Raw genomic sequence first — 20,493 nt, forward strand, 5'->3', positions numbered from 1 at the left:
TTGCAACTTGTTCATTTGCGACACGGAGAGGGAAAGATTCGACACGGGCGATTTATCTGCCTCGCCCGCGCCTGATTCGGACGCCCTTATGGGACGCCTTTTTGCGTCGGTGCCACGCAGGCCGTTACAGGCGCATCTCTGACAAGCCGTCGTCGTCGGAGAGCGAGACACAGAGACTCGTCAGTTTGCGCGGCTCGTCATAGGGCCAGGGTGTCCCGCGATGCAGCACCGCGCGCTGGTCCCAGATCAGCACATCGTTCTCGTGCCAGTCGTGGCTATAGACATATCGGTCTTGCGTGCAGAAGGTCATCAGGTCGTCGAGCAACGCCGCGCCCTCGGCCTCATCATAGCCGTCCACGGCATAGGCGTGCGAGGCGATATAGAGCGATTCCTTGCCGTTGACCGGGTTGGTCAGAACCGCCTTCCAATGCTGTGCGGGCCATTTGTGGAACATGGGCAGCTTGGCGAGGTCTTCGGAGATCTTGGCGCGCGAGACCGCATAGTGATGCGAGATGCCACGGCCGCGGATCTTCTCGCGCAGGGCTTCGGGCATTTCGGCCCACGCCGCGCGGGTGCTTGCCAGTTCGGTGGCACCACCGGAAGAGGGCGCGATACGCGAGATCAGGATATTGGTCAGGGCAGGGACCGGCAGGAAGGTGCTATCGGAGTGCCAAAGCATGTTGGTCTTGAGGTTGAGGGTGTGGAGGTCCATCTCGCCCGAGACCGAGCCATCGGCCTGAACGTTCGACACTTCGGGCACCTCGAAGGCCTCACCTTTCTTGCGCTCGTCGGCCTTGCGGTCCTCAATGGTGCCGAAGAGCGTCGCGAGGGCCATGTGCTGTTCGTTGCTTAAGTCCTGGCCGCGCAGGAGAAGGGCGGAATGCTCTTCAAAGAGCGCCCGCAACTCCGGGAACAGATGATCCGCCGTCACGTCGGCGAGTTGCAGGTTGTGGACCTCGACGCCGAATTGCGGGGTCAGGGGGGTGGTTTCAAGTGTCATGTTACGCGTCCTCGGGTGGTGTGAAGGTTTCGATGTCTTCGGGCGAGAGATGCTTGACGCTCTCCCAAGCTCTGGATTTGGCGGAGTTCAGGAGGCCCTTTGGGTCCATCCGTTTCTTCCATGCGAGATGCCGGTAGTCGGCGTTCTTGAGTCCGCCCTTCTCGACCATGCAGGTATGGGCATCGAAGACGGGAAAGCCGTTGGCCTCGTAGGTGGCTTCGATCTCGTGCAGGCGCTCTTCTGTCGTGAACCAGACGATAGGCAGGTCGAAGGTCACGATCTGGCCGCCAAGAAGGGCGAATTCGTGGTGTTGCCAGACATCGTCGCCAAGCTTGGGCCGCAGGGCGTCGATGGCGTCGGGGTCGGGCGGTGTCGGGCAGCCGACCTGTAGATAGGTGGCCGAACGGTCGGCCTTGAGCACCTGAAGCGTGGTGTGGTTGTAGGCGAACTCGAACACATGTGGCAGGCCAGCGGATCTAAGCTCGTCCTCGGACATGGCGAGATCGACGTGACCGCCCTGCGCCGCCATGAGCGCGCGGTAGGCGTCGAGGTCTTCGGCAGGCACGAGCGCGGTCAGGAGGTGTTTCTCGGGGCGCAGATACTCGGCAAGACGGGGAAAATAGGCGCAGATGCGGGCATCGACGGTGGAGGCGAGTTTTGGCGCGATATCGTCCGCAGTCGCGAGGGCGTATCCGGCGGCATAGGCGTCGCGGTAGGTCTCGAATGTCGCCATACAGCCGATCCAGTTGCGATGTGGCACGGTGCGCAGTGTCACCTCTGTGATGACGCCATTCATGCCCCATGCGTGATGAATCTGGTTGATCGCGTCGCCTTCGAAGAGCCGTTCTTCGGGGGTGTCGGTCACTGTCATGGCCTTGAGCGAAATGACGTTGCCCGGATCGCGCAGCATCCCGTGGGCAAGCGAGCCGATACCGGAGGAGCCGCCACCGATGAAACCACCGATCGTGGCGATGTCCTGTGTCGAGGGGAAGATGGCGAGTTCCCAACCTTCGGCGTGAAGTGCGGTGTTGATGTCTTCGATGATGGCCCCGGCCTCGACCCGGACAAAGCCCTCGCCGATCTCGAGGATGCGGTTCATGGCGGTGGTCTCAATGATCAACCCGCCCTCGAGCGGCACGGCCTGACCGTAGTTGCCGGTGCCGCCGCCCCGCAGCGTCACAGGGGCGTCATGGGTATAGGCGGTGCGCAGGCAATGGGCGAGGTCGTCGGCATTGGCTGGGCGGGCGACGAGGTCGCCGAAGCTGCGCCGCAGTTGGGCGTTGAGGATTGGCGAATACCAGAAGAAATCCCGGCTGCGTTTCTTGACGAGAACGGGTTCCGTGATGGTCTCGACGGGGGCGAGTTCGGCGGCGAACGCGTCCCAGTCGAGGGTCGTCTTACCGGAGATGGATTGGGTCATGTCGAGGTCTCCATGCGGGTCTATATTAGTCTCTAATAAAGGGATATTGGCGAAAGCGGCGCACCGGCAAGCAGGTCGGTAAAGTCGCGCGCATCGGCGATTTGAAGCGTATCGAGGGGCGCGCCGTTCAGGAGGCCGGGATCGGCCCCGAGCGCGCGGGCGGCATCGGTTGTGATCATGCGGAGCCAGCGGTCGAGCGGCGGGTCGAGATGCGCCGTCAGGATCGCCAGTTCGAGTGAGCGGATGGGATCGTGACGTCCGATGGGACAGAAGGCGTCGCGCACATTGTCGGCCCCTGTCACGAGCCGCACCCCGGCGGTGGAAAGCTCGCGGGCCAGCGTCACACCACGGGCGATAGGCGTGCCATCGCGGCGCCCCTGAAGGTAGAGGTTCGTCGTCGGCAGGAGGCAGACGAAGATGCCCGCGCGGGCGAGCTTGTCGGCGATGCGGGCGACTTCGGTGGGTGCTCGGGTGGCGAGGCTACAGGCATGGCCGCAGAGGATCGGGCCATCAAAGCCGGTTGCGAGCGCCATGTCGGCGATGGCCTCGAGCCCGTTCAGGGCCGGGTCCAGCCCTTCATCGACATGAAAGTCGAGCGGCAACCCGTGGCGCGCGGCGAGGTCGAATACATGGCGCAGCCCGGTTTCGATCCCGTCATGGCCATAGACGAAACAGCCGAGCGCGTGACCCTCCGGGATGGCGCGGGCGACGGTTTGGGCGAAGGCGGGATCGACCATCTGAGGGATGCTCGTCAGGGCGGAGAGGTGCAGGGCGGGGCCAGAGGGGTCGCTCGCGATCTCAAGGAAGAGGGACCAGGCGCGGGGCGGCTCTGGCGTGTCGCCCCAGTCGACATGGCTCCGCACGAGGCGCGTTCCGGCGGCGGCATACTCGGAAAGGCCACGCAGGGCGCGGGTGCGCAGGTCAGCATCGGTCCAGTTCGCCTTGTCGGCGCGCTGGGCCTCGATCGCGGCGCGCAGGTCACCGCCAGTGTGGCCCATGCGGGCGATGGTGTGGCATTTGTCGAGGTGGCAATGCGGCTCGGTGAACTTTGGCAAGAGGAGCGCGCCGCCCGCATTGGTCGCGGGGGCGGGGATCATGCCCGTCACGCGCCCGTCTTCGACGGTCACGTCACCGCGCAGGAACACGGCGTCCTCGGCCCCGTCAAAGCGGGCGAGATCGCCGATCAGGGCCTTGGGCAGGCGCAGGTCTTGGAGGGTCTGGCGGGTCATGGTCAGTGTGCCGGATCGAAACGCGAGAATTCTTCGAGGAAGGCGGCGAAGTTCTTTGCCGCGCTCTCGATCATGGCCGCGCCCTTGTCGGCGCTGGCTACGGAGGCATCGCCGCAGGCCCCGGAGGGGGACAGATCGTCGATGACCCATCCGGGGCGGGCGGCGTGGCCGGTCAGACCGGTCCAGCGGTTGTTGGCCTGCCAATCGTGGGTCTTGGGCGGGAAATCGTCGGCCTTGTCCATATCGACGAGATTCGGCGCGGCGGCGAGCATGGCGGAGGTCTCGATATCGCCGGCGTGGAGGTCATGGGCGGCGGCCTCGGGCGCGATATGCGGCGAGGTCTCGGCAAAGGCGAACCATGAGGCATGGGCCGTGATGAGGCGATGCGCGATGCGCAACTCGCGGCAGGCGATCTCGAGCACGGCGGTATTGCCGCCATGACCGTTGAGCATCACGAGACGGCGGATACCGGCGCGGGCGACCGATGCGCCGATGTCTTCGATGACGGAAAGCAGCGTGCGCGCGGAAAGGGCGAGGCTCCCGGCGTGCTCGGCGTGTTCGTTGCTTTTGGTGATGGTGAGGGTTGGCAGGATGAGCGCGTTGGTCGCCGCGCTCCAGTGTGGCAGGCTCGCCGCGAGCACGGCGTCGGTCAGGGTCGTATCGACAGACAGAGGCAGGTGCGGCCCGTGTTGTTCGGTCGCGCCGAAGGGTAGGATGGCGACGGTATCGTCGGGCAGGGTCTCGAAATCGGGGGCCTTGAGGGCAGCCCAATAGGCATGGATCGGCATGGCGCTCTCCCAATCTGGGAACGGACATGCGGCATCGGCACGCACAGCCCGTTCCGGTGAAACGGTTGCGTGGCCCTCAGTGTGATCTGTGCCAGAGATAGGTCAAAGGTAGGGGAGGGGGGCGGATTCGGCAAGTGTGCCCTTGGAGACTCACCTTGTAGCGGCGCGTCGATTGACGCTGCATCCGTGGGGATCGGCGTGGTAACAAGGGGCAAAGCAGCACCTGTTCGAGGCCCGCATTTGAGAGTTCTGTCCGTCACATCCATGCGCAACGAGGGGCCGTATCTCCTTGAATGGCTGGCCCATCACAGGGCGGCGGGCGTCACGGATTTCCTCGTCTTTTCAAACGATTGCGAAGATGGCACGGCGGAGATGCTTGACCTGCTCGATGCGGCGGGGGTTCTTAGCCATGTGCCGCAGGAGCGGCAGGGCAAGAAATCGGTTCAGTGGCAGGCGCTTCGTGCAGCATGGAAACACCCGCTTCGCAAGGCGGCGGATTGGGTGCTCGTGTCGGATGTGGATGAGTTTCTCAACATTCGGGGCGGGGATCATACGCTGGACGGGCTGATCGACGGGCTTGCTCCTGAGGTCGATGGGGTGGTGATTCCGTGGCGGCTCTACGGCAATAACGGCGTGGTGGAGGTCTTGGACGCGCCGGTCACAGAACAGTTCACCCGAGCGATTGAACCGGGGGTGCGCTATCCTGCGGCGGCGGGGTTTTTCAAGACCCTGTTTCGCACCAAGGGACCGTTTAACCAGCTTGGCGTGCATCGCCCGCAGCAGAAGGCGCCGGAGCGGGCGGGTTTGCCCGTTTTCGTCGATGGCAGCGGGATGCGTTTGCCGGACTCGCTTGTGGCGACCCCTTCGCGGCTTTCGCTTTTTGGGTTCGATGCAGGGCAGAGCCTTGTCGAGATGAATCATTATTCGATCCGCTCGGCGGCGGGGTTTCTTGTCAAACGCGCGCGGGGGCTGCCGAACCGGAGCCACAAGCCCGTGGACCTTGCCTATTGGGTGGAGCGGAATTTCAACACGGTGGAGGATCGTTCGATCGCGGCGATGCGGCCTGCTACAGAGGCAGCGCTGGCCGAGTTGCGGGAAATCGACGGGATCGCGGCGGCGCATGAGCGGGCGGTTGTGTGGCATCAGGCGCGGTTTGCCGAATTGGTGCGACAGCCAGAGGAGCAGGCGCTTCTTGTCGATATACTCACGGCGGGGTCGTCGCAAACCTTGCCGCGGGAATTGCAGCTGCGGCTTGTTCAGTGGTATCAAGACGCCAATAATAAATAGGATTTCGAGGGCGCCCCCAGGGGTGCAGCAGGTTTGGAGCGATGGCAGGGCCGGAACTCATTCAGCGCGTGATTGCGCATCAGGATATTGGTCGCGGCGTTTTGCTCGACGCGGTGCGGATCGCGAATGGCGAGATACGCGCATTTTTCGCGGTCGGAACCAAGGCCGAGGAAATCACGGCCGGGGACGGCACGGAGATCACAGGTATTCGCAGCGTCGGGGACGGGATGATCGTCACGGCCAAGGCCGAGGGCGCGCCGGTGCTTGCCGTCGATGGCGCGGCGGCGGAGGTGCGCCTTGGCGAGATGGAGCAGGAGTTCTTTGACGGGCTTGATGTGATCTTTGCCACGCGTAATGGCGAGAGCGCGCAGGTGACGCTCGACTGGCTCGCCTTTCATGTCGAGAAGCAGGGGCTTCAGGCGGCGCTGATTCTTGATCGGAGCCAGCCGGGACAGGGCAAGCAATATATCAAGGGGCTGAAGAAGGGTCTGAAGAAGATCAAGGGCCTTGAGCGGGTGGTGCATGTCGTGATGGACGTGCCGCTTGGCGATCCGGGCCTGCCGGAAGAGGCGCATCCGTTCAACGCGCCGGGCGCGCCGGGCAAGGATCGGATGGAGGTGCCGCCGCCGTCGCCGTGGGATTCACCACAGCGGGAACTCCAGCTTTTTGAATGGGCACGGCACCGGTTTCTCGACCGGGCAAGCGGCGTCGCGCTTGTCGATCTGTGCGACCTGATTTTGCCGAATCCGGGCGAGTTAGAGACTGTTTTCGAGACTGCAAGGCAGTCCAAGACCGGAGCCATCGTGCTTGGCGGACGCAATTGTTATCCGTGGCGCGTGCGCAAGGGTGAGGACGCGGGGTTTGGCGATCATATCTGTGTGCAGTTTGACGCAAAGAAATTGCGCCGCCGCTGGTGTGTTGCGCCCGAGAAAGCGGGAGAGAACACGGTCTGGCGGCTTGTGCGGATCGTGGGAACCAATCCCGAGCCGCAGGAATGGCGACCCTTCTACCGTTTCATGGCATTGCGGCATCCGGCGGATACGGTTTCAAAGATCGTGCCGAAGACCTCGCTTGTCGAAGATGATAGGCTTCTTGCACTGGCCGAAGATCGTTTCGAGCACAAGCCGGTGCGCATGCCCGAGATCAAGAAGCCGAAGGTTGATGAAGAGCGCAATCGCACCTGCATCATCACCTGTATGAAGAACGAGGGGCCGTTCATCCTTGAGTGGGTCGCGTATCATCGGGCCATCGGGGTGCAGGATTTCATTGTCTACACGAACGACTGTACCGATGGGACAGATGATTTCCTCGACCTGTTGCAGGCGAAGGGCATTCTTCAGCACCGGGATAACCCATTCAAAGGCACTGGCCTCAAACCGCAGCACGCAGCGCTTCAGGCGGGCGAGAAGGAAGAGATCATCAAGGCCGCCGATTGGGTCATCTCGATGGATGTGGACGAGTTCATCAATGTGAAGGTGGGCAAGGGGACGCTCAAAGACCTCTACGCGGCGACGGGGGAGGCGAACATGATCTCCTGCACCTGGCGGCTTTTTGGGAACTCGGACATCCATGACTACGTGGATGAACCTCTCATCGCGCAATATACGCGTTGCGCCCACGAGATGACGCGCAAGCCGCATCAGGCCTGGGGGTTCAAGACGCTTTTCCGCAATATCGGTCTATTCAAGAAGCTCGGGGTGCATCGGCCCAAGGGCCTCAATCCGCAGCTCTGGGACGAGATCAACTGGGTCAATGGATCGGGGCAGGCGCTTCCGCGAGATATGTATCGCAACGCGTGGCGGTCCACGACGGACACGATCGGCTATGACATGGTGCAGCTCAATCACTATGCGGTGCGGTCGGCCGAGAGCTTTCTCGTGAAGCGCGACAGGGGGCGGGTCAATCACGTGGATCGGGATCAGGGTCTCGCCTATTGGTTCCGCATGAACAATAACGCGACCGAGGACCGGTCGATCCAGCGCATGATCCCGGCGCTTGAGGAAGAGATGGCGCGGCTTCTGAAAGACCCGGAGATCGCCGAGGCGCATGCCTATTGCGTGGATCAACACCGGGCCAAGATCGACGCACTCAAGGCGACGGAGAACTATGCGAAGTTCTTTGCCGACCTAACGAGTGAGCGGATGGAGACGCTTGCGCGAATTCACCATGTTTTCGGCGCCAATGTGTTCCTAGCCGGGCCGGATGTGATCCCGGATGAGGTTGTGCAGCGCGATCCTCCGGAAGGGTTTTTCTTTACCGTCGATAAACAGGAAACAGCGCATTAATGCGGGGGCGGTCGCGGCTGAATTGCAAAGACAATGGGTGCATTTGTGGTAAACTGTGGAAAATACACGAACAAAGAGCAGTGTAACGATGGCTAAACTTCCCGAAATTGCGAGTCTGTGGATCGGTGGTCAACTGACGTGGCTTGAACAGCTTTGTCTCAAGTCCTTTGCGGACGCGGGGCATCACACGACGCTCTATAGCTATGAGCCGATCCCGAATATCCCCGAGGGGGTTCATGCGGGGGACGCGGAAGAGATTTTCCCGTCTGATCCAATGTATCGCCACGCCCGCACCGGAAGCCCTGCGATCCATGCGGACCTATGGCGGCTCAACCTGTTGAAGAAGACCGACAAGATCTGGGTCGATGCGGATATGTATTGCTATCGCCCGTTCAATTTCACCCGCAAGACGGTGTTCGGATGGGAGAAGGAGGGCCTTGTCTGTAACGCGGTGCTTGGCCTGCCGAAGACGTCGAAGGCGCTCGATATGATGCTCGCGTTTTTTGAGGACGAGTATGCCATCGGGCCGTGGCTCAAGCCGTGGCAGCAGAAGGAATTGCAGGCCGAGAAAGACGCGGGCCGTCCGGTGCACATGACCGAGCAGAACTGGGGCTTCACGGGGCCGGCGGCGGTAACGTATTTCCTCCAGCAAAGCGGCGAGATCAAATATGCCGAGCCGGTCGAGGCGTTCTATCCGATCTCCTTCAAGCACCGGAATCACATGATCATGAGCAAGTTCAATATCGAAGAACAGCTCAACGAGACGACCAAGGGGGTGCATTTCTGGGCCCGGCGGATGAAGCCGCGGCTTGAGGAAAAGGAAAACAATCGACCGCGGCGCGGATCGTTCATGGACGGGCTTATTGCGAAGCATGGGATCGATGTGGACGCGGCCCTCATCCCGCCGAAGATCAACAAACCCAAAGCGCCAGTTGAAGATCCGGAGTTTATGGCCAAGCTCGCGATTGAGGCGCTCAAGGGCGAGGCCTCGGTCGAGAAGCTTTCGCGCGACCATCTTGTCGAGCCGCGTTTCATCAAGGAGTGCCGTCGACAGCTTGTCGAGGCGGCACCGGGGATTTTCAAGGCGGGGTAAGGCATGGCGGATCGTGAGGGAATCCTCTCCAACTATATCCACGACCGGCATTTCCTCCAGACGGTGAACATGCCGCGCATGGGCAAGCCGTTCATCTATATGAAGAACCACAAGGCGGCCTGCACCACGGTTCTGGCGACGCTGATGGCGCATCTCCTCGATCTTCAGGGGGAGGGCACGGATGGCATCGACATGGAGACGGTTCACACACCGCCCAAGACCCTCCTGCGGACGGGCACGCGTGGCCTTACGGTGCGCCGCGCGATGCGCGCGCTCGACAACCCGGACGTATTCCGGTTTACCATCGTGCGGGAGCCGGTGGCGCGGACGGTTTCGGCCTATGCCGACAAGATCTACAAGGCAGAGAAGCCGAAACGCATGTTGATGCGCTATCTTGGGCGGCCCGTGGATAGCGAGATGAGCCTGTCCGAATTCCTCGACATTCTTGCCCAAGACGAGGGCGCGCGCGAGGTTGACCGTCATTGGTGGTCCCAGCGCAAAGAGACGAGCTATGACTATATCGATTTCGATTTCATCGGTGATACGCGGGATCTCAAGGCGGCGCTCGATCACGCCATGCGGCAGATCTTTGATGTGGAGGCTTCGAAATTTCAGGACACGCGCAAAACGCTTGGCCACAAGAGCCATAGCCGCGAGTTGATGGAAAGCCTGACGACGCAGGACCGGGCCAATATTGAAACGGTCTTTGGGCCGGATCTCGAAATGTATGAAGAGGTGCGCAAGGCCCTCGAGGAGGTGGCGTGATGGCAGAGGTGATGGACGCCGAGGTTGAGGTCACGCAGGATGACTGGCGCGAAAACCTTCATGCGATCGGCAAAAAGGAAGGCTTTTGCGAAGAGCTTGGGGCGCAGCATACGGCGCTCTTCGTGGAGCGCGGCAAGACGCTCATCATCACGTTTGAGAACCTCGACCACGTTTACGACCGGGCGGCGGACCGAATGCCTTGGGGCTATGGGTTCGTGGAGTCGCGCGGTTGGTCGATGCTTGGCATGATGGCGCATGACTGGACGTGGTATCGCGACGAGGCGGTCTGGGATTTCTTCGACAGGCTACGCGATGAGGGGTTCTTCAAGAAGTTCGACAAAGTGGTGTTCTACGGCGCCTCGATGGGGGCCTACGCGGCGAGTGTTTTTTCGGCGGCGGCACCGGGCGCGACTGTCATCCTGATCTCGCCTCAGGCGACGCTCGACCGCGAGGTTGCGCCGTGGGAAACGCGCTATCGCAAGGCCTGGCGGCGTGATTTCCACACGCGATATGGCTATGGGCCAGAGATGGTTGCGGCGGCGGGGGACGTGCATCTTTTCTACGATCCGCGCAACACGATGGATTCCATGCATGCGGCGCTTTTCCGAAGCGGGAACGTGACGAAATACCGGTGCCGTTTCATGGGGCATCGGATCGCGTCTCTGTGGATTCAGCTTGGTCTTCTGAAGCCGATCGTGGAGGCCTGCGTGGACGGGTCGCTCACGCCCGGAAAATTCTATCACTGGATGCGCGCGCGGCGGGAGAACAAGCGCTATCAGAAGGAATTCATGCAGACGCTTGAACGGGAAGATCGGCCGAAGCTCCTCATCCGTTATTGCGAGGCGGTGCTTGCCCGGCGTGGCGCACCGCATTTCCGCAACGCCATGCGCGCGGCGCAAAAGCGCCTCAAGGGGAAGAAATAGCGGGCCCTAGCGGCGTTTGAGCGTATCGCCGAATGAGATTTTCGGGGTCAACTCGGTGATCATGTCGGCGTCTTCGCCCTTGACGCGGGCGGCGATGATTTCGGCCGCCTTGGCGCCGATCTCGCGACGGCAGGCGTCCATGGTGGCGAGCTGTCGCGGGAGGCCTTGCAGAAGCTCAACACCGTTGAACCCGGCGAGGCCGATGTCGCCGGGAATGTCATAGCCCTTCTCGAGCAGGTAGAGCAGGCCGCCTGCACCAATCATGTCATTGGAATAATATAGGAAATCGAGCTCTGGATTGCGGGCCAGAACCGTCTCGGTCATCTCGCGCCCCTTGGCGAGCGCCGAGCCGCCGGAATAAAATTCCTTCTCGGCGATCTCAACGCCTTTCTTGGCCAGCGCGGCGGTGAAGCCTTCGAAGCGTTTGCGGGCGCGGTGATCGAGGGGCATTTTCGTGCCAAGGAACCCGATATTGCGATACCCTGCCTTGAGGATCGCCTCGGCCATCTCGCGGCCTGCGCGGCGATGCGAGATACCGACCATGGAGTCGACCGCCTTGCCATCCACATCCATGATCTCGACCACGGGAATGCCCGATGCGTTCAGCATGGCGCGCGCGGCCTCGGTATGTTCAAGCCCGGCAAGAATGACGCCAGAGGGGCGCCAGGAAAGCATCTCGTAGAGAACTTTTTCCTCCTTCTCGGGGAGGTAATCCGTCACGCCGACCACTGGCTGAAGGTCGGTTTCCTCAAGCACCTGGCTTATGCCACCGAGGACTTCGGGAAAGACCATATTGGAAAGCGAGGGGATAATGACACCGACAAGATTGACCCGCTGGCTTGCCAATGCCCCGGCGATCTTGTTGGGCACATAGCCCAGGTCCTTGGCGGCGCGCAGCACACGCTCGCGCGTGGCGTTGGAGACATCACCCCGATTGCGCAGCACCCGGCTCACGGTCATTTCGGAAACCCCCGACGCTTCGGAAACATCGCGCAGGGTCAGAGAGCGTTTGGAGTCATTGGTCACGGGGAATTCCTGTCTTCGGTGGGAAAATGTTACCGCGAACACCCCGCCTTGTTCAAGCGCCCTGATCGAGGGCAGTTCACGGATGACAGCACCGGGAAGCCGGGGTAGAACCGGACCCACGCGGCCCCGTGGCTCAACTGGATAGAGCAGCCCCCTCCTAAGGGGCAGGTTGCAGGTTCGAATCCTGCCGGGGTCGCCATCTTCCTATACATATGGCGAATAGCGCGGGCTTTCGGAGGATCGGGCAGGTCTTGGGGAGAATGTGGCAGGTATTTTGAGGTCGTGGTGGGTAAGTTCATCGGGACCAACAGAGACCTTATTGGAGAGTAGCCATGACTATTCAGACACAATTTCCGGACTTTAGTGAACATCACGTGCCGTATGATGCCATCGACCCGACGACGGGGCTCAAGGATAGCGCGCGGGGCAAGGTTGTTCTTGTGGCGGGGGCGTCGCGGGGGATTGGGCAGGCGACGGCGGTGGCCTTTGCCAAGGCCGGCGCCAAGGCGGTGTTCCTGCTGGCGCGCTCGGAGGCGGCGCTTGAGGAGACGAAAGCCCTCGTGACGGAAGCCAACCCGGAGACGGAATGCGCCTATGCGGTTTGTGACGTGACGCAGGCCGGGGAGGTTTCGGCGGCGGTTGAAGCTTGCAAGGCGCGTTTTGGCGCGATTGATGTGGCGGACGCGAATGCCGGTTATCTCGGCCCGTGGGTCAAGATCGGCGAGAGCGACCCGGACGGGTGGTGGCGGAACTGGGAGGTGAATATGCGCGGGGCCTATCATGTGGCGCGCTATTGCCTTGCGCCACTGGCCGAGTCGGCGGCGCGCTGGGCGTCGGAAGGCAAGAGCGGCGGGCACTTGATCTTGCTGTCGTCGATTGGGGCACAATTCGTGATGCCCGGGGCCTCGGACTACCAAACCGCCAAGCACGCCATCAATCGCCTCTGCGAGTTCGTGCAGAACGATCACGAGGCGGACGGGATCAAATGTTTTGCGATCCACCCCGGCGGTGTGGCGACAGAGCTTGGTCACAACATGCCGGAGGGGATGCATCAGTATCTCGTCGATGCGCCGGAGCTTGCGGCGGGGTTTGTGGTCTGGCTCTCGTCTGGTCAGGCGGACTGGGCGCGGGGCCGTTACCTTAGCGCGACCTGGGATGTCGGCGAGATTGAGGCGCGGAAGGAAGACATCCTCGAGAACGACCTGTTCGTGAACAGGATGAGGGCCTGAGGTCGCGTCAGTCGCGGCTTTCGTCGCGGCGCACGGGTTTCCAGCCTGTGATCATCGGAGTCACGAGGTTCTCGCCCTTGAACCGCTTGTAATAGGCGATGGCCGCGATGTGCAGCACGACAAGGGCGAGGATCACCCAGAGCATCCGGTTGTGGATAAAGGTTGCGGTGCGGTTGGCTTCGGAGCTGACATACCCTGCGAGCGGGCCGACATTGATGAAGTCGTCGGGATCGGAAAAGAGACCGGTCCCGACCTGCGCGATCAACGCCGCGAGGATGGCGAATACGGAAAGCGCGCCCATCGGGTTATGACCGGGCCAATAGGAGGGCTTCGGCGTGCCAAGGGTCCGCAAATAGCGCAGCGTGGTGCGCGGGCCGTAAAGAAAAGAGGCAAAGCGCACTGGGGCTGGGCCCACCAGCCCCCAAATCACGCGGAACACCAGAAGCGCGATCACCGCGTAGCCGAAATAGAAATGGAGCGTCATGATGTTGGGGCCGAACTTGCCGAGCCCCCATGCCGCGGCGACGCAGATCACCAAGGCCCAATGGAACAGGCGTGTGCCAATGTCCCAGATTTTCTCTTGGGAGACGTCTTCGGTGATCTGCTTGTTCATGGGGCGGCCTTAGTCTGCGCGGTAGTCGTCGTGGCAGGATTTGCAGGCACCGCCGAGCGTCCCGAGCGCGCCGGCCATCTCGGCCTTGCCGTTGCCAGCAACCGCTTGCATGGCGAGCGCGGCTTTGTTGAGGTTGTCGAACTTGGCCTCTACCCCGGCCATGTCGTCCCAGATGTCGGGCAGGGCGCGGGTATTGTCGAGGTCGAGCGACGACGTGCCTTCCATGAAGAGGTGACCGGTATTGTAGCTCGAAAGAAGCACGACGTTATCCGCGGCGTTTTGTGCGGCCTCGGCGTCATAGTCGATCTGGCCTTTTGCCATGCCCGCAAAGACGCCCATGTTGGCACCGAGAAGAGAGAAGTAGCCCTGCCGGGTTTCGACGGCTTTTTCTTCGGGTGTTTCGGCAATGGTAAGAGTCGGGGCGACGAGGAGAGCTGCGATTAATACGTGGCGCATAGGTCGTGTCCTTGATGATGATTACAACGCAGGGAAGTCTATCAAGGAAATTGTAACTGGATAGCGTCAGCAGCCTCGTGCCTGCGGGTAATCACCTGAATGTGATTGTCCCGCGCCATGGGCGCGCGGCGGATTGCCCGGCAAATGAGCGCTCCTGACCCGGTCTAAACCGGGTCCGCGTCGAGGCGCACGGCAAAGCCTGCGTCGGACAGTTTTGCGAGGATCGCCTGCACATGTTCCTTGTCACGGGCCTCGATCACCACGTCGAGCTCGGCGCGTTTGAGAGAGACGCTCTGCATCATGCGTTGGTGAATGACCTCAATGACGTTGGCGCCAGCATCGCCGATAATGCGCGAGATATTGGAGAGCTGGCCCGGCGTGTCGTCGATCTCGAAGGTGAGGCGCGCGATGCGCCCGTCGCGCATGAGACCGCGCAAGATCAGCGTCGAAAGAAGGCGCGAGTCGATATTGCCACCGCAGATCACGAGGCCGACCTTCTTGCCCTTGAAGCGGTCGCGGTGCTTCTTGATGACGGCAAGGCCCGCCCCGGCCGCGCCTTCGCAGACGAGTTTCTCATCCGAGAGGATGTCAAAGATGGCGTCCTCGATCTCGGCCTCGGACGCACTGTCCACGCGATCCACATAGCGCGAGATGATCGCGAGGTTGGCCTCGGCGGGTTCCTTGACGGCGATGCCCTCGGCAAGGGTCATGGCGCCAAACTCGGTCGGGACTTGGTAGAAGCGCGCGCGCACGGCGTCGAAATTCTCGGCTTGGGCGCCGACGATCTCGATCTCGGGTTTGACGGATTTGGCCGCCATGGCCATGCCCGCGATGAGGCCACCGCCACCAATGGGCACGACGATGGTATCGAGGTCGGGTTCCTGTTCGAGCATCTCGAGGGCGACGGAGCCTTGACCGGCAGCGACCACGGGATCGTCGAAGGGGTGAATGAAGGTCATGCCCTTGTCGCGGGCCATGTCGAGGGTGAACTGCACGCTTTCGTCGAAGCCGCGCCCATGGAGGACGACCTCGGCGCCGAATTCCTCGGTGCGCTTGACCTTGTTGAAGGGGGTGCCCTCGGGCATGACGATGGTCGAGGGGATGCCGAGCCGCGTCGCATGATAGGCGACGCCCTGCGCGTGGTTCCCGGCGGAACAGGCGATCACGCCGGCGGCGCGTTCGGCCTCGGAGAGCGTCAGGAGTTTGGCCAACGCACCGCGGGCCTTGAAGGCGTTGGTGTGCTGGAGGTTCTCGAGCTTGAGGTAAAGGTCGATCCCGAGATGCAGCGAAAGCCGCGCCGCTTTGACAACGGGCGTCCGCGTTGTCGCGGGTTTGATGGCGTCATAGGTCGAGCGGATCAGGTCGGGGGTCAATTCCACGGGAGCACCTTTGGATGGTCTGGGACGTGCAAGATGCACGAGGTGCAAGGCTTTGCCGGAACCGCCGGGATTGTCAAATGTTCGGGAAGAAAGCGATCTGGGAATTGCTTGGGCAAGGCTTTGGGAAAGCCTTGCTTGCGCCGCGCCTAGAGCATGCGGATCACGTCCTTGTCGATCGAGAGCATATAACCCTTGCGGGCGATGTTCTTGACCAGAAGTTCGCTCACCAACTGGTTGCCGAGACTGTCGCGCAGGCGTTTGATACGGGTCGCGCCTGCAGCCTCTTCGCAATCTGCGGCGGGTTTGCCGGAGATCATCGCTTCGATCTCTGCCCCGGTCAGCACATCGTCATCAAGCCGCGCTTCGGCCAGCACCGAGAGGGTTTCCATCGCGGCGTCGGTGAGTTTGAAATCCATGTTGTTGAGATAGACGGCCTTCTCTTCGCGGCTGATGAGGAGGGAATTGACCTGAATGCCCGAGCGTTCGATGGCGGCAAGGCGGCGGTTCATCACCACGAGCATGACAAGGAACACCAGTGCCGCGATGAGCATCGCCGTGGCAAAGGTCAGGAGCACGAAGATCACCATCCGGTAAGAGGAGAGCACTTCGGAGAAGGCGGTGCCCGAGCGGGCGAGGATCTCAAGAAGTTTGATCTCAGCCTCAGAGGTCAGGGTGTCGTTCTCGATGAATATCCGTTCGACGCGCGCATTAAAGGCGTTGGCATCAGGCAAGTTCGAGAACAACAGGATAGCCGCGACGAGCAAGATACCGACAATGGCAATCAGCCCGCCGATCACGATGCGGTTGCCAGAGCGGCGGGACTCGGAAGCGAGAATGGTGTCTTCGGGCAAGGCCCCTCTCCCTGTTCCAGGTATCAGCGTTTGGTGACGGAAATCACCTTGAGAAGGACCAGCCCCTGCGATTTGAGCTGCCGGGCCAGCCTGGCCTTGGCGTCCTGGCGGGTGCAGGGACCGCCCACTGTCGCCACATCATAGATCAAGGCATAGGGCGTGTCGCGCTTGGCTTTGTACTCCACGTAACAGGCCGCCGATGCGGCGGCAGGTGCGAGGCCCAAAGCGGCGATAAGGGAGAGTATGGCAAGTTTCTGTGTCATGCAGGCAATCTGACCGAGGGGCGCATGTTTTTCAATAACAACAGGGTTTTGTGCGGCTGTTATCGGATAACAGGGGGGTGATATTGCCTGTCTTTCGGGGTCTGGGGGAGGGTGGATCATCAACTTCCGGCGCGACGTGTCGGAGACATGCATATCGCAACGAAAGGAAGACCCCATGTTCCGCAACCTGACCAACCGAACCCTTGCTGCCGTTCTTGCGGCAACGATTGCCATGACCGGCTTTGCTGCTGCCCCGGCGCGGGCCGCAGATAGCGGCGACGCGGCGAAGATCGCGGCAGGCCTCGCGGCGCTGTTCATCATTGGCAAAGCGCTTGAAGACAATGACAGGGATTATGTGCACCGTCGTCACGGCGGCTACAATCCGAACCACAACCGCTATCGCAACCCGCATCACGCGCGCAAGAACCTCCCGGCGAAATGCCGCTTTGTGTTCAACACGCGCCACGGTCGCGTGCCGATGATGGGGCAGAATTGTCTCGTGAAGAACTACGGCAAGATCAACCACCTGCCGAACCATTGCCGGATCAACGTGAAAACCAAGAAGGGTCTGATGCGCTATGGTTACAAGCCGCACTGCCTGCGTAACAACGGCTACCGCCTTGTGAACTACTAAGTCGAGCAGGAGGGCGGCTGTCCCTGTCCCTAGAACACGCTGCCCCCATGAGGCCCGGAGGATCCCCAGTTCTCCGGGCCTTTTTCATGTTGCGCCTTCGGGGTGGATCGGGTTTCTGGCGGTATGATGACACCTGATCTTAGTTTTGAAGAAGCCGCCTTTGCGCGTGGACTGGCGCGCGTGGCGGGTGTGGATGAAGTCGGCCGGGGGCCATTGGCCGGGCCTGTGACGGCGGCGGCGGTGGTGCTTGATCCGGGGCGCATTCCGGAGGGGCTCAATGATTCCAAGGCGCTTACGGCGAAACGGCGCGAGGCGCTCTATGATGTGATCCACGAGATGGCCGAGGTCTCTATCGCCCATGCCAGCGTCGAAGAGATCGACGAATTGAACATCCTGCGCGCGAGCCATCTTGCGATGGAGCGGGCGGTTGCGGGATTGCGTGCGCCTGTCGATCACCTTTTGATCGACGGCAATATGATCCCGCGCGGTTTGACCGGATCAAGCGAAGCGGTGGTCAAAGGGGACGCCCGATCCCTGTCGATTTCGGCGGCCTCCATCGTGGCGAAAATCGAACGCGACAGGATCATGTGGGATTTGGCGCAACAGTTTCCCGGCTACGGGTGGGAGACCAATGCCGGATATCCATCAAAAAGCCACAAAGCGGCGCTGCAAAATCTTGGTGTGACCCCACACCATAGACGTTCCTTCAAGCCGGTGCACAATATCTTGTATCAAGGGTAAAATGTAACCCCTTGATTCAAAAAAGAAATTGACGGCGAATCGGGTTTGAATCATCTTTGTCTTAACCAAAGAGCGCGAAAAATCGTGCCGGGTAATGAGGCAGACATGATGACGAAGACCAAAGCAAAGGGCGCGCAAGCGCTCCCTCTAAACACGATTCTGGACGGCGACTGCATCGAAATGATGAACAGTCTGCCGGCAAATTCGATCGACCTGATCTTTGCCGATCCGCCCTACAACCTTCAGCTTCGCGGCGATCTGCATCGCCCGGACAACTCGAAGGTGGACGCGGTCGATGACGAATGGGACCAGTTCGCGAGCTTTGCCGCCTATGACAAGTTCACCCGCGAATGGCTCGCGGCGGCACGCCGCCTTTTGAAGCCGAACGGGGCGATCTGGGTCATTGGCTCCTATCACAACATCTTCCGTCTCGGCGCAGAGTTGCAGAACCAGGGTTTCTGGATCCTCAACGACGTGGTGTGGCGCAAGGCGAACCCGATGCCGAACTTCCGCGGCAAGCGGTTCACCAACGCGCATGAGACGATGATCTGGGCCTCGAAAGAGGAAGGCGCGAAATATACGTTCAACTATGAGGCGCTGAAGTCGCTCAACGAGGGTATTCAGATGCGCTCGGACTGGGTTCTGCCGATCTGCAACGGGCATGAACGCCTGAAGGACGAGAACGGCGACAAGGCGCATCCGACGCAAAAACCCGAGAGCCTGCTGCATCGCGTGCTGGTCGGGTCGACCAATCCCGGCGATGTGGTGCTTGACCCGTTCTTTGGCACCGGCACGACCGGCGCGGTGGCGAAGATGCTTGGCCGCGAATTTATCGGGATCGAGCGCGAGGAAGCCTATCGCAAGGTCGCCGAGAAACGCCTCAAGAAGGTGCGCAAGTTCGACCGCGAGGCGCTTCAGGTGTCGGCGAGCAAACGCGCCGAACCGCGCGTCCCGTTCGGACAGCTCGTGGAGCGCGGCATGCTGCGCCCCGGTGAACAGCTTTACTCGATGAATGGCCGCCACAAGGCCAAGGTGCGCGCCGATGGCACGCTTATCGGCGATGATGTGAAGGGGTCGATCCATCAGGTCGGTGCCCATCTCGAAGGCGCGCCGAGCTGCAACGGCTGGACCTATTGGGGGATCAAGAAGGACGGCAAACAAGTCCCGATCGACATCTTCCGCCAACAGATCCGCGCCGAGATGGCCGAGCGCCCGAACTGATCCTTTCAGAAGAATACCGCCAGTGCCATGTGGTCTGACTTTCACATGGCACGCATACCTATGCCCCGCCCTTGTGGCGGGGTCTTTTTGTTTTGGTTGTATTGGGGGGCTGGCGCTGGCACGGCGCCTACGGCTTGATTCCGTGCCACACCTCACCGCGGCATCGGGGTCTTGGCTTTGTTGTAGGGGTGCCAGTCGGTGATCTCGGGATAATACATCGCGCGCCATTTGCGGACGCGGGGGTTCATCACTTTTTTCCAGAGCGGCGGGATCATCGCGGCGACGCCCATGAGCGGGTAGCCGTAGGGCAGTTGCGGGGCGTCTTCCTCGGTATAGTTCTGAAGCAGTGGAAAGCGGCGGTCGGGTTTGTAATGGTGGTCCGAGTGGCGCTGGAGGTTGATGAGGAGCCAGTTCGTCGCCCGGTGCGCCGCGTTCCAGCTATGGTGCGGTTTGACGTGTTCGTATTTGCCCTCGCCAAGGTGTTTGCGGGTCAGGCCGTAATGTTCGACGTAGTTTACCAGCTCGAGCTGCCAGATGGCGATGTAGGCCTGCCAGAGGAAGAGAAAGAGCCCGGTCCAGCCGCCGATGATCAGCGCGAGGAGGAGCATCGCGGCCTGAAGCGCCCAGTAGCGGAAGAAGGGGTTGGAGAGGTCGGTCCAAGGCAGATCCTTGCGGGCGAGGCGGGCTTTTTCGAGCCGAAAAGCCGAGAGCGGCACCTGCCAGAGGACGCGGGGGAAGTAGCGGTGAAACCCCTCATTATAGCGCGCGGTGACGGGGTCGCGCGGGGTGCCGACATAGACATGGTGACCGTGTAGGTGCTCGGTCCGGAAATGCGAGTAGAGCACCATGGAGAGGAGGATATCGCCAAGCCAACGCTCGCGATTGTTCTTTTGGTGCATCAACTCGTGCGAGTAGTTGATGCCGATCGTGCCGGTGACGATGCCGACGCCGAAGAACAGGCCGATGGTCGCCCCGGTGGAGAGGTGATCGGTATGTGTCACGTAGTAGATCAGCCCGTAGAGCGTCAGGAATTGCAGCGCGGGCCAGATCATCGTGATGGCGCGATACCAAAGGAGATCGTCCTCGGTCGTGTCGAGGTCAGCATTGTCGAGATTGAGGCCGGTGACCGCATCGAGCAGCGCAAAGAGATACCATGTCGTGAGAGGGATCAGCAGGACCCACCACGAGCCAAGGCCCGCGACGATCCAGATCAAAGGGATCAGCAGCAGCGAGAGCCAGAACGGCAGGGCGCTTTGGAATTTGGCGACTTGGGCGGACGGGATCATGGTC

General features: G+C 61.3%; 20 protein-coding genes and 1 tRNA gene. 10 read left to right on the forward strand and 11 right to left on the reverse strand.

Annotation, left to right across the window (positions count from 1 at the left end):
- Nucleotides 1-124: 124 nt before the first annotated feature.
- Genes R1W01_RS08150 through R1W01_RS08165 form a run of 4 tightly spaced genes read right to left on the reverse strand, consistent with a single transcriptional unit; the run spans nucleotide 125 to nucleotide 4,437 of the window.
- Nucleotides 125-1,000 carry a TauD/TfdA dioxygenase family protein gene (locus tag R1W01_RS08150; protein ID WP_297754416.1) on the reverse strand — a complete coding sequence of 292 codons (876 nt, stop codon included), beginning with the start codon at nucleotides 998-1,000 and terminating at the stop codon, nucleotides 125-127.
- A 1-nt stretch (nucleotide 1,001) separates the two neighbouring features.
- Nucleotides 1,002-2,420 carry an FAD-binding oxidoreductase gene (locus tag R1W01_RS08155; protein ID WP_297754413.1) on the reverse strand — a complete coding sequence of 473 codons (1,419 nt, stop codon included), beginning with the start codon at nucleotides 2,418-2,420 and terminating at the stop codon, nucleotides 1,002-1,004.
- Between the two features lie 32 nt (nucleotides 2,421-2,452).
- Nucleotides 2,453-3,649, reverse strand: coding sequence for an amidohydrolase family protein (locus R1W01_RS08160; RefSeq protein ID WP_297754410.1), 1,197 nt, complete (start codon nucleotides 3,647-3,649; stop codon nucleotides 2,453-2,455).
- A 2-nt stretch (nucleotides 3,650-3,651) separates the two neighbouring features.
- Nucleotides 3,652-4,437 carry a creatininase family protein gene (locus R1W01_RS08165; protein WP_297754407.1) on the reverse strand — a complete coding sequence of 262 codons (786 nt, stop codon included), beginning with the start codon at nucleotides 4,435-4,437 and terminating at the stop codon, nucleotides 3,652-3,654.
- A 240-nt stretch (nucleotides 4,438-4,677) separates the two neighbouring features.
- On the opposite strand from R1W01_RS08165, the gene R1W01_RS08170 reads away from it, so the two are divergent.
- The 5 genes from R1W01_RS08170 to R1W01_RS08190 all read left to right on the forward strand — a co-directional run bounded on the left by R1W01_RS08170 (nucleotide 4,678) and on the right by R1W01_RS08190 (nucleotide 10,790).
- Entirely contained in the window at nucleotides 4,678-5,724 is a 1,047-nt protein-coding gene (locus tag R1W01_RS08170) for a glycosyltransferase family 2 protein (protein ID WP_317275189.1), read from the forward strand.
- Between the two features lie 41 nt (nucleotides 5,725-5,765).
- Nucleotides 5,766-8,009 (forward strand): glycosyltransferase family 2 protein, encoded by a 2,244-nt coding sequence (locus R1W01_RS08175; RefSeq protein WP_297754403.1) that lies wholly within the window; start codon nucleotides 5,766-5,768, stop codon nucleotides 8,007-8,009.
- Between the two features lie 88 nt (nucleotides 8,010-8,097).
- Nucleotides 8,098-9,102 (forward strand): hypothetical protein, encoded by a 1,005-nt coding sequence (locus R1W01_RS08180; protein ID WP_297754401.1) that lies wholly within the window; start codon nucleotides 8,098-8,100, stop codon nucleotides 9,100-9,102.
- Nucleotides 9,103-9,105: 3 nt separating this feature from the next.
- Complete coding sequence (locus R1W01_RS08185) at nucleotides 9,106-9,867, forward strand: sulfotransferase family 2 domain-containing protein (protein ID WP_297754399.1); 762 nt, start codon at nucleotides 9,106-9,108, stop codon at nucleotides 9,865-9,867.
- Nucleotides 9,867-10,790: a phosphoadenosine phosphosulfate reductase gene (locus R1W01_RS08190; RefSeq protein ID WP_297754396.1), complete on the forward strand. Its 924-nt coding sequence runs from the start codon at nucleotides 9,867-9,869 to the stop codon at nucleotides 10,788-10,790. The genes R1W01_RS08185 and R1W01_RS08190 overlap by 1 nt, the downstream gene beginning before the upstream one ends.
- 6 nt (nucleotides 10,791-10,796) lie before the next feature.
- On the opposite strand, the gene R1W01_RS08195 is transcribed toward R1W01_RS08190, so the two are convergent.
- Nucleotides 10,797-11,816, reverse strand: coding sequence for a LacI family DNA-binding transcriptional regulator (locus R1W01_RS08195; protein ID WP_297754394.1), 1,020 nt, complete (start codon nucleotides 11,814-11,816; stop codon nucleotides 10,797-10,799).
- Between the two features lie 122 nt (nucleotides 11,817-11,938).
- Between R1W01_RS08195 and R1W01_RS08200 the strand changes: the two genes are divergently transcribed.
- A tRNA-Arg gene (locus R1W01_RS08200) sits at nucleotides 11,939-12,015 on the forward strand.
- Nucleotides 12,016-12,148: 133 nt separating this feature from the next.
- The gene (locus tag R1W01_RS08205) at nucleotides 12,149-13,045 is read left to right on the forward strand and encodes an SDR family oxidoreductase (protein WP_317275190.1); all 897 of its coding nucleotides are present in this window, start codon (nucleotides 12,149-12,151) and stop codon (nucleotides 13,043-13,045) included.
- A 7-nt stretch (nucleotides 13,046-13,052) separates the two neighbouring features.
- On the opposite strand, the gene R1W01_RS08210 is transcribed toward R1W01_RS08205, so the two are convergent.
- The 5 genes from R1W01_RS08210 to R1W01_RS08230 all read right to left on the reverse strand — a co-directional run bounded on the left by R1W01_RS08210 (nucleotide 13,053) and on the right by R1W01_RS08230 (nucleotide 16,607).
- Nucleotides 13,053-13,658: a cytochrome b/b6 domain-containing protein gene (locus tag R1W01_RS08210; RefSeq protein WP_243611773.1), complete on the reverse strand. Its 606-nt coding sequence runs from the start codon at nucleotides 13,656-13,658 to the stop codon at nucleotides 13,053-13,055.
- Between the two features lie 9 nt (nucleotides 13,659-13,667).
- Nucleotides 13,668-14,114: a c-type cytochrome gene (locus tag R1W01_RS08215; RefSeq protein ID WP_297754388.1), complete on the reverse strand. Its 447-nt coding sequence runs from the start codon at nucleotides 14,112-14,114 to the stop codon at nucleotides 13,668-13,670.
- A gap of 164 nt (nucleotides 14,115-14,278) precedes the next feature.
- Complete coding sequence (locus R1W01_RS08220; RefSeq protein ID WP_297754386.1) at nucleotides 14,279-15,493, reverse strand: threonine ammonia-lyase; 1,215 nt, start codon at nucleotides 15,491-15,493, stop codon at nucleotides 14,279-14,281.
- A 146-nt stretch (nucleotides 15,494-15,639) separates the two neighbouring features.
- Nucleotides 15,640-16,344, reverse strand: coding sequence for a transcriptional regulator (locus R1W01_RS08225; protein WP_243611776.1), 705 nt, complete (start codon nucleotides 16,342-16,344; stop codon nucleotides 15,640-15,642).
- 23 nt (nucleotides 16,345-16,367) lie between these two features.
- Nucleotides 16,368-16,607 carry a hypothetical protein gene (locus R1W01_RS08230; protein WP_243611777.1) on the reverse strand — a complete coding sequence of 80 codons (240 nt, stop codon included), beginning with the start codon at nucleotides 16,605-16,607 and terminating at the stop codon, nucleotides 16,368-16,370.
- Between the two features lie 175 nt (nucleotides 16,608-16,782).
- On the opposite strand from R1W01_RS08230, the gene R1W01_RS08235 reads away from it, so the two are divergent.
- The 3 genes from R1W01_RS08235 (at nucleotide 16,783) to R1W01_RS08245 (ending at nucleotide 19,203) form a co-directional block, all read left to right on the forward strand.
- Nucleotides 16,783-17,241: a hypothetical protein gene (locus R1W01_RS08235; protein ID WP_297754382.1), complete on the forward strand. Its 459-nt coding sequence runs from the start codon at nucleotides 16,783-16,785 to the stop codon at nucleotides 17,239-17,241.
- A 123-nt stretch (nucleotides 17,242-17,364) separates the two neighbouring features.
- Nucleotides 17,365-17,982 carry a ribonuclease HII gene (locus R1W01_RS08240; protein ID WP_297754380.1) on the forward strand — a complete coding sequence of 206 codons (618 nt, stop codon included), beginning with the start codon at nucleotides 17,365-17,367 and terminating at the stop codon, nucleotides 17,980-17,982.
- A 105-nt stretch (nucleotides 17,983-18,087) separates the two neighbouring features.
- Nucleotides 18,088-19,203, forward strand: a complete 1,116-nt coding sequence (locus tag R1W01_RS08245; protein WP_243611780.1) for a site-specific DNA-methyltransferase — start codon at nucleotides 18,088-18,090, stop codon at nucleotides 19,201-19,203.
- A 152-nt stretch (nucleotides 19,204-19,355) separates the two neighbouring features.
- Here the strand turns inward: R1W01_RS08245 and R1W01_RS08250 are convergent, their stop codons facing one another.
- Nucleotides 19,356-20,489, reverse strand: a complete 1,134-nt coding sequence (locus R1W01_RS08250) for an alkane 1-monooxygenase (protein ID WP_297754375.1) — start codon at nucleotides 20,487-20,489, stop codon at nucleotides 19,356-19,358.
- Between the last annotated feature and the right edge of the window lie 4 nt (nucleotides 20,490-20,493).

Origin of the sequence: Shimia sp. FJ5 (genome assembly GCF_032918335.1) — a bacterium.
Lineage (GTDB): Bacteria > Pseudomonadota > Alphaproteobacteria > Rhodobacterales > Rhodobacteraceae > Shimia > Shimia aestuarii_A.

What these genes read in the sequence shown, in the direction of transcription:
- R1W01_RS08210 (WP_243611773.1), bottom strand. Translation starts at nt 13,658, where the DNA reads ATGAACAAGCAGATCACCGAAGACGTCTCCCAAGAGAAAATCTGGGAC.
- R1W01_RS08185 (WP_297754399.1), top strand. Translation starts at nt 9,106, where the DNA reads ATGGCGGATCGTGAGGGAATCCTCTCCAACTATATCCACGACCGGCAT.
- R1W01_RS08245 (WP_243611780.1), top strand. Translation starts at nt 18,088, where the DNA reads ATGATGACGAAGACCAAAGCAAAGGGCGCGCAAGCGCTCCCTCTAAAC.
- R1W01_RS08175 (WP_297754403.1), top strand. Translation starts at nt 5,766, where the DNA reads ATGGCAGGGCCGGAACTCATTCAGCGCGTGATTGCGCATCAGGATATT.
- R1W01_RS08180 (WP_297754401.1), top strand. Translation starts at nt 8,098, where the DNA reads ATGGCTAAACTTCCCGAAATTGCGAGTCTGTGGATCGGTGGTCAACTG.
- R1W01_RS08160 (WP_297754410.1), bottom strand. Translation starts at nt 3,649, where the DNA reads ATGACCCGCCAGACCCTCCAAGACCTGCGCCTGCCCAAGGCCCTGATC.
- R1W01_RS08215 (WP_297754388.1), bottom strand. Translation starts at nt 14,114, where the DNA reads ATGCGCCACGTATTAATCGCAGCTCTCCTCGTCGCCCCGACTCTTACC.
- R1W01_RS08205 (WP_317275190.1), top strand. Translation starts at nt 12,149, where the DNA reads ATGACTATTCAGACACAATTTCCGGACTTTAGTGAACATCACGTGCCG.
- R1W01_RS08240 (WP_297754380.1), top strand. Translation starts at nt 17,365, where the DNA reads ATGATGACACCTGATCTTAGTTTTGAAGAAGCCGCCTTTGCGCGTGGA.
- R1W01_RS08150 (WP_297754416.1), bottom strand. Translation starts at nt 1,000, where the DNA reads ATGACACTTGAAACCACCCCCCTGACCCCGCAATTCGGCGTCGAGGTC.
- R1W01_RS08190 (WP_297754396.1), top strand. Translation starts at nt 9,867, where the DNA reads ATGGCAGAGGTGATGGACGCCGAGGTTGAGGTCACGCAGGATGACTGG.
- R1W01_RS08155 (WP_297754413.1), bottom strand. Translation starts at nt 2,420, where the DNA reads ATGACCCAATCCATCTCCGGTAAGACGACCCTCGACTGGGACGCGTTC.
- R1W01_RS08235 (WP_297754382.1), top strand. Translation starts at nt 16,783, where the DNA reads ATGTTCCGCAACCTGACCAACCGAACCCTTGCTGCCGTTCTTGCGGCA.
- R1W01_RS08250 (WP_297754375.1), bottom strand. Translation starts at nt 20,489, where the DNA reads ATGATCCCGTCCGCCCAAGTCGCCAAATTCCAAAGCGCCCTGCCGTTC.
- R1W01_RS08165 (WP_297754407.1), bottom strand. Translation starts at nt 4,437, where the DNA reads ATGCCGATCCATGCCTATTGGGCTGCCCTCAAGGCCCCCGATTTCGAG.
- R1W01_RS08230 (WP_243611777.1), bottom strand. Translation starts at nt 16,607, where the DNA reads ATGACACAGAAACTTGCCATACTCTCCCTTATCGCCGCTTTGGGCCTC.